4 protein-coding genes are annotated in these 7,403 nt (G+C 69.9%); 2 read left to right on the plus strand and 2 right to left on the minus strand.

Features of this window, described 5'->3' with window-relative positions; translation table 11 throughout:
• Positions 1–22: 22 nt before the first annotated feature.
• Both HZB25_14475 and HZB25_14480 read left to right on the plus strand, forming a co-directional pair.
• A complete protein-coding gene (locus tag HZB25_14475; GenBank protein MBI5838439.1) occupies positions 23–1,405 on the plus strand; it encodes an MFS transporter in 1,383 nt (460 codons plus the stop codon).
• A 1-nt stretch (position 1,406) separates the two neighbouring features.
• Positions 1,407–2,966: a M28 family peptidase gene (locus tag HZB25_14480; GenBank protein ID MBI5838440.1), complete on the plus strand. Its 1,560-nt coding sequence runs from the start codon at positions 1,407–1,409 to the stop codon at positions 2,964–2,966.
• A 79-nt stretch (positions 2,967–3,045) separates the two neighbouring features.
• Here the strand turns inward: HZB25_14480 and HZB25_14485 are convergent, their stop codons facing one another.
• Both HZB25_14485 and HZB25_14490 read right to left on the minus strand, forming a co-directional pair.
• On the minus strand, positions 3,046–4,851 hold the full coding sequence (locus HZB25_14485; GenBank protein MBI5838441.1) for a M2 family metallopeptidase: 1,806 nt from the start codon (positions 4,849–4,851) through the stop codon (positions 3,046–3,048).
• Between the two features lie 121 nt (positions 4,852–4,972).
• Positions 4,973–7,204 carry a protein kinase gene (locus HZB25_14490; GenBank protein ID MBI5838442.1) on the minus strand — a complete coding sequence of 744 codons (2,232 nt, stop codon included), beginning with the start codon at positions 7,202–7,204 and terminating at the stop codon, positions 4,973–4,975.
• Positions 7,205–7,403 lie beyond the last annotated feature (199 nt).

Below are 7,403 nucleotides of genomic sequence, written 5' to 3' on the forward strand. Positions count from 1 at the left end.
GCGCCTGCCCTACGAGGTGCCCATGGCAGTGACGCAGACGCGGCCCGGAACCGAGACCGTGACCCAGACCAGCTGGAGTTTCCCGCGCGCGTTCTGGACCGCGAACGGGGTGGAGCTGTGCGAGCGCGCAGCCTACTACGGCACCTTCATCGCGCTGCGCACCTACCTGCTGCGCGTGGTCGGCCTGGACGACGTCCAGGCGGGCTTCGTCGCGGGTCTCTTCGGGGCCCTCATCTACCTCTTCCCGTTCTTCACCGGCGCGGCCGCGGACCGGCTGGGCTTCCGCAATTCGCTGCTGCTGGCCTTCGCGTTGCTGGCGGTGGGCTATGGCAGCCTGGGGGTGTTCCACGACCTGGGCCCGGTGCTGGCGGGGCTGTTCTGCGTGGTGGTGGGCGGGTCCATCGTGAAGCCGGTGATCACCGGCACGGCAGCGAAGTCCTCCAGCGAGGTCAACCGCGCGCGCGCTTTCAGCATCTTCTACATGATGGTCAACATCGGCTCCTTCACCGGCAAGACCATCGTGGCGCCGATTCGCATCCAGCTGGGCGTCCACAATGTCCCGTACTTCTCCGCCGCGGCCGCCGTGGTGGCCCTGATGATCGTGGCGCTGCTGTACTGGCCCAAGGAGGACGGCGAGGCCCGCCCGCGGAGCGTCGCCGAGACGCTCAAGGGCATGCGCACCGCGATGAGCAACCTTCGCTTCACCTCGCTGATCCTCATCACCGCCGGATTCTGGGCCATCCAGGGGCAGCTGTACGCGTCCATGCCCGACTATGTGATGCGCATGGCGGGCGAGACGTACAAACCCGAGTGGTATGCCAACGTGAACCCGCTGGTGGTGGTGCTGTGCGTGGTGCTGGTGACGCACCTGGTGCGCAAGTGGGCGCCGGAGCTCTCGATCTCTTTCGCCATGCTGCTGATCCCGCTGTCTTCGCTCAGCATGGCGGCCTCGCACCTGTTCCACGGCAACCTGGACATCCTGGGCATGTCGGTGCACCCCATCACCGCGATGATGGTGCTGGGCATCGCCATCCAGGGCTTCGCCGAGTGCTTCCTGAGTCCCAAGTACCTCGAGTTCGCCTCCAGGCAGGCCCCCCGCGGCCAGGAGGGGCTGTACCTGGGCTACGCCCACATGAACACCTTCTTCGCGTGGCTGTTCGGGTTCATTTTCGCCGGCTACATGCTCAAGGCCTACTGTCCCGACCCGAAGAGCCTTCCGGCGGCGGTGCAGCAACAGCACGCGCTGGCGCTGGCCGGGCAGGCGCCCATGCCCGACGCCTACGCGCACGCGCACTACCTGTGGTACGCCTTCGCCATCGTGGGCGCGATCTCCTTCGCGGCGATGATGGTGTTCATCGTGGTGACCCGCAGCATCGACGGCCGCAAGGCAGGCAGGGCGGCCTGAGGTGATCCGCACGCCACGCCTGGCGCTGGCGGGCCTGGTGTTCGCCGTTTCGGTGGCCGGCGCGGCGGACCTGCCGCGCACACCGACGGGGACGGTCCCCTCCCCCGCGCCGCGCGACACCACGTGGTGGGCGCCGGGCGCGCTGCCCGGGACTCCCCGGGGCGGCGTCCCGGGGGCCGGTCGGATCCGCGGCGGGGCGCTGATGCGCACCGTGACCCGGCTGGCGCGCCCGGAGCTCAAGGGCCGCCTGGCCGGCAGTCCCGGCTACATGCGGGCCGCCCGGGAGATGGCGGAGGCACTGCGCGCCGCGGGTCTCAAGCCCGCCGGCGACGACGGCTACTTCCAGAAGCTGAACGTGGAGTACAACGAGGTGCTGGACGCGGGCCTGGAGCTCGTCCCCCGCGACGGCCCGGGCCGCGCCTTGAAGCTGGGGCCCGACTTTGCCTGCCGCGGCCTCACCGGCTCGGGCGACCTCACCGCGCCGGTGGTCTTCGCGGGCTACGGGGTCTCCCGCCCGGAGCAGGGCTACGACGACTACGCCGGCCTCGACGCGAAGGGCAAGGTGGTGCTGGCGTTCAAGGAGGCCCCGCCCTTCCGCGTGGACAGCGCCGGGTGGGGCGGCAGCACCCTGCCGCGCCCCAAGGCGCGCGCCGCCGCGCGGCACGGGGCACGGGCGCTGCTGATCGTGCCCGTCCCGGGACAGGAGCACCCGCAGAAGCCCATCGCCAGCATGCTGGAGGGCGACGGCCCACAGGACGAGAACTTCCCGGTCATGCAGGTGGACGAGTCCGTGGCGCGCGAGCTGCTCCGGGCGGCAGGACTGGATCCCGCGGACCTGAAGGCGCGCATTGACTCCACGAAGTCCCCGGATTCCCACACGCTGCCCGTCTCGGTCCACGTGCGCGTGAAGGCGCGCTACCACGCCTCCCAGGCCTCGGTGAACGTGGTGGCGTTGCTTCCGGGAGCCGACCCGAAGTTGCGGCAGGAGTACGTGGTGGTGGGCGCGCACCTGGACCACGTGGGGAGCCAGGGGGACTCGCTGTACTTCCCGGGCGCCAATGACAACGCCTCGGGGTCTGCGGCGGTGCTGGAGCTGGCGCGCGCGTTCGCGGGGACGGAACCGTGCGCGCGCTCGATCATCTTCGCGCTGTTCTCATCCGAGGAGGCCGGGCTGTACGGTGCGAGGCGTTTCGTGGAGCGCCCCCCGGTGCCGGCCGAGCGCATCGTCGCCTACGTCAACATGGACTGCGTGGGGCACGGGGATTCCATCCAGGTGGGCGGCGGCAAGTCCTACCCGCGGCTGTGGTCCGTCGCGCGCGACCTGGACTCCGCGTCGGGCCGGCGCATGGTGGAAGCCACCTGGGCCGGCGGTGGCGCGGATGCGGCCCCGTTCGAAGAGGCCCATATCCCCAACCTGTATTTCGCCTCCAAGTTCAGCTACACGCACCTGCACCTGCCCACCGACACGCCGTCCACGCTCAACCGGCCGCTGTTCGAGGCGCTGGCGCGGCTGGCGTACGGCACGGTGTGGACGCTGGCCGGAGGAGGCGCGGCGCGGTAGGCACCGGCCGGCCCGCGCGGAGGTCAGGGGCGAATGGGGCCGGGCCCGCGATGCGCGCCCGGCTCCCGTCTTCCGGCCCCTACCACCCGATCTTCCGTCCCTTGTTCTGCTTCTCCAGCCAGGTCATCAGCGGCCTGTAGTACTCCACCATCGCCCGCGTGGACAGGTCCTCCCCGGTGGCTTCGCGCAGGATGCTGCGCCAGTCCTTCGTGGCTCCGTACTTCTGCATGCTCTCCAGGAACGCGCCCACTTCCTTGTTCCCCGCGTAGTTGCAGTCGCGGGGGTCCTGCTTGAGGATCTTGCGCGCGATGTGGTCGTGCACCTGGTAGGCGAACACGCTGGCCATGGCGTAGGAGAAGTAGTAGGCCGGGGTGTCGTTGATGTGCGTCTTGGTGGCGGGATCGCAGAGCTCCTCGCCGCGCGGCGAGGGCGGGTCGATGCCCTGGTACTCCCGCACGTACTGCCACCAGCGCGCGTTGTACTGGTCCGGCGGCAGATCGTGCGCGTACAGGTCGGCCTCCCAGTGGGTCATCACGCCGGAGTCCCAGAACATGAACGGCACCGTGCTCAGGGCGTCGCGCAGCAGCGGCGTGATGTCGTCCCCGGACCGCCCCGGCGGGAGCAGGCCCAGCTGCCGGCGGTACGGCGTCTGCCGGGCGGCGATCTCCGCCACGGTGGCGAAGCCCTCGTGGAACGCCGGGCTGGCGCCGGTGCGCAGCAGGTAGGGCACCTCCGGGCGCGTGTAGGCCATGTCGTAGTAACCGTGCCCCAGCTCGTGGTGGGAGGTGCCGAACCAGTCCTCGTCGGCTTTCACGTTCATCAGCGAGCGGATATCGTCCTCGAGGTCGATGTTCCAGCACGAGGCGTGGGTGTTCTTCCTGCGCTTCTCGGTGGCGGCCAGCTCGTAGAGATCGGAGTTCTTCCAGAAGCCCGGCGACAGCGGCCTGCGGCCCATGCCCACGTAGAACGCCTCGGCGGTCTTCACCATCCACTCGGGGCTCCTCGACTTGAAGGCCTCGTCCAGGCCCGGGACCTCCACGAACGCGGTCCACTCCTGGCTCCACCGGTTGGGCAGCCAGTGCGCGGGCAGGCGCTCCGGCACGGGCTGCCGGTACTTCTTCGCCAGCTCGTACCTGGCCCACGTGTACAGCTGCTGGTAGAGCGGCTTGAGCTCGCGCAGGAAGTCCTCGTGCATCCGGATCACTTCCGCGGTGGTCATGTCGTGAAGCGCCGCCTGCAGCGAAAAGTAGTCGGTGTAGCCCAGCTCCTTCGCCACGCCGTTGCGCAGGCCCTGCAGCTTCACCAGACCCGGCTTGAGCGCCGGCCCGGACATCTTGGAGGCCTCCCACACCGCCAGGCGCTCCGGCACGCCGGTGAGGTCGCGCAGCTTCCCGTCAATGTCGTTGGCGGTGATCGGCTGCCCGCCGAGCTTGAAGGTGAAGCCGTTCAGCGTGGAGGCCTGCTGCGTCTCGGATTCGATGCGCGCGGTCACCAGCGCCGGGTTGGTCATGGGGCCCTCGGCCGCATTCAGCAGCGCGCGCCGCAGCTGCCGGACGGTGAGCGGCGTGAGATCGGCCTCGTGCCGGAGCAGCTCGCGGCACTCGCGGAGGAGCACCGGGTTGCCGCAGAACGCGGCGCGGGCCTTGCCGGCCGCGGTGGAGGCGGCGTCGTGCTCGGGCGTGACGTCGGTGGCGGCATCCCACAGGGCCCCCTGCTCCACCGTGTAGAGCGCCTTGTAGCCCGCATTCAGGATCTCGAGGAAGCGGTCGGCGCGCTCCTGGACGGCCGCGCGGGGGACGGCAGTGGTGTCGGCGGCGGCAAGGACGCCCGCCGACCCGAGGAGGAGCGCGGCGGTGATCGTCGCGGAAATCCAGCGGCCGGTCATGGGGATCTCCTGGTTCGGTTTTGCAAGGGCCCGGGGCGCGGGGCGCGGCGGGCGGATGACGCAGGGTCCGGTGGCAGGCTAGCAGAGTTTCGAGGGAGGCGACAAACGGAAGGGCGCGGGCCTAGACCCCAGGGTACAGCCTCTCGAATTCCGGGTCCCCGTGGAGGACGGCGAGCTCCGGATCGCGGCGGGCCCATGCGGATTCGCGGAAGCCGTTCTCCCACGCCTTTCTCAGCGCGTCGAGGGCCTCGGGCTTGCGCTCCAGGGTGCAGAACACGCAGGCGGCGTTGTACTGCACGGTGGCCTCGTTGGGGCGGAGCACGATCGCGAGCGTGGCTTCGCGCACGGCGTCCTCCCCGCGGCCCATGGTGGCGTACTCGCCGGCGAGATGGATGCGCGCGCGGGCGTCCTCGGGCACCTGCTGGAGGTGGTTCTCCAGCGCCACGATGAGCCGCTGGCTCACGTTGCGGAGCGCCTCCTCCTTGCCCAGGGCACCGAGCGCGTTCTCGATGGGCACGTACACGTTGTAGTCCTCGCCGCTCACCTCCAGCGCGATGTCGGCGATGTCCGCCACCTCCTGGTAGCGGCCCGCGGCGAACAGCGCACGACCCAGCAGGTAGTACGCGCCCTCGCAGTCGGGCTTGTGCGCGATCGCCTTGCGCACGATGCGCACCGCCTCGTCGTGCTGTCCCGATGCGTACAGCACCCAGGCCTGGCCCACCTGCACCTCGGGGATGTCGGGGCCCATCGCCACCGCCTTCTCGGCGGCGGCCACGGCCCGCTGCATCCAGTCGGCGTCGCGCCCGTAGTTGAAGTGGCGGTGCGCGCAGGCGTTGGCGATCGCCGCGTAGGCCAGCGCGAAGCCGGGGTCCAGGGCCACGGCGTTCTCAAACATCTGCAGGGCGAATTCGAGGTCCTGGCGCGTCATCCGGCGCGCGTAGCTCTTGCCCCGCAGGAACAGGTCGTAGGCCTGGAGATTCTCGGTGGGCTTGGCCGCGAGGGCCGCCTGCTCCTGCGGCGAGAGCGTGACCCGCAGCGCCTCGGCGATCTTGCGCGCGATCTCGTCCTGCACCTCGAACACGTCCTGCATCTCGCGGTCGTAGCGCTCGGACCACAGCGGGAAGTCGGTGCGCGTGTCGATGAGCTGCGCGTTGATCCGCAGGCGATTGCCGGCCCGGCGCACGCTGCCCGTGAGAACGCAGGCGGCGTTCAGCTGCTGCCCGATCTGGGCGGGCGTCACCTGCTTGTCGCGGTACGCCAGCACCGTGGGCCGGGAGTAGGTGTTGAGCCCGCGGATCTTCGAGAGCTCGGTGATGATGTCCTCGGTGACCCCGTCGCGGAAGTACTCGTCCTCCTTCACCCCGCTCAGGTTCTCGAAGTACAGCACCGCGACCGAGCGATCGCCCGGGGCGGGGGCCGCGCGGCCCTCGCCGCCGTCGGCGGCCCGCTGGCGCCCGGACTCGGTGTCCCGCTTGAGCCGCGCCAGGTCGGTCTTGAAGTCGGTGGCCGACTGGTAGCGCAGCGCGCGGTCCTTCTCCAGCGCCTTGTCCAGGATCCGCCCGAATTCGGGCGGCAGCGAGGCGTTGGCCTGCGTGACCGGCACCGGGTCGCGATTGAGGATGGCGTCGAAGATCACGGCGGAAGTCTCACCCAGGAAGGGCGCGGTGCCGGTGGCCGCCTGGTAGAGCACGGTGCCGAGCGAGAACAGGTCGGTGCGCGCGTCCGTGAGCTGCCCCCGGGCCTGCTCCGGCGACATGTACGAGACGGTGCCCAGGGCGGTGCCGGGCAGCGTGAGCTCGTCGCGGGACACCAGCGTCTCCAGGGACGAGGCGGGCGGCGCTGCGTCGGCGGAAGGGCGGCGCGGGCTCTCGATCTTGGCCAGGCCGAAGTCGAGGATCTTCACCTGCCCGCGCGGGCTCACGAAGATGTTGGCCGGCTTGATGTCGCGGTGGACGATGCCCTTGGCGTGCGCGGACTCCAGCGCGTCGGCCACCTGGATGCCCAGGTCCAGCAGTTGCTCCAGCGGGAAGGGCTGCCGGCCGATCCGCTGCGCCAGGTTCTGTCCCTCCAGCAGCTCCATCACGATGAAGTGACGCCGGTCGTGCTGCTCGATGGAGTACACCGTGCAGATACCCGGGTGATTGAGCGCGGATGCGGCGCGGGCCTCGCGCTGGAAGCGCTCGAGCATCTGGCCGTCCTGGCTGAGATCGTCGGGCAGGAACTTCAGCGCCACGCGGCGCCCGAGGCGGGAATCTTCGGCCTCGTACACCACCCCCATTCCGCCGCTCCCGAGACGCTGGCGGACGGTGTAGTGGGTGACGGTGCTGTCAACCAGGGGGTCGAGCGAGGGCATAGTGAGAGGTATACTAAAGTATCATTGAGCGTGGGTCAAGCCGCGTCTGGACCTTCCCAGGGCCGGAGATTCCCGCGCAACGTATTCTGTCTGTTTGTGTTAGGTTGTGCTTCGAAGAATGTGTCTGGCGGGGAGCCCAACGGCTCCCCGCTTCACTTTCCCGCTTCGACAGCCTCAGTCCGCGTACCTGAGCCGGTGC

It is taken from the genome of Candidatus Eisenbacteria bacterium, assembly GCA_016235265.1.
Lineage (GTDB): Bacteria > Eisenbacteria > RBG-16-71-46 > RBG-16-71-46 > JACRLI01 > JACRLI01.

Coding starts and splice junctions, on each gene's coding strand:
- HZB25_14485 (MBI5838441.1), bottom strand. CDS start 4,851: ATGACCGGCCGCTGGATTTCCGCGACGATCACCGCCGCGCTCCTCCTC.
- HZB25_14490 (MBI5838442.1), bottom strand. CDS start 7,204: ATGCCCTCGCTCGACCCCCTGGTTGACAGCACCGTCACCCACTACACC.
- HZB25_14475 (MBI5838439.1), top strand. CDS start 23: ATGGCAGTGACGCAGACGCGGCCCGGAACCGAGACCGTGACCCAGACC.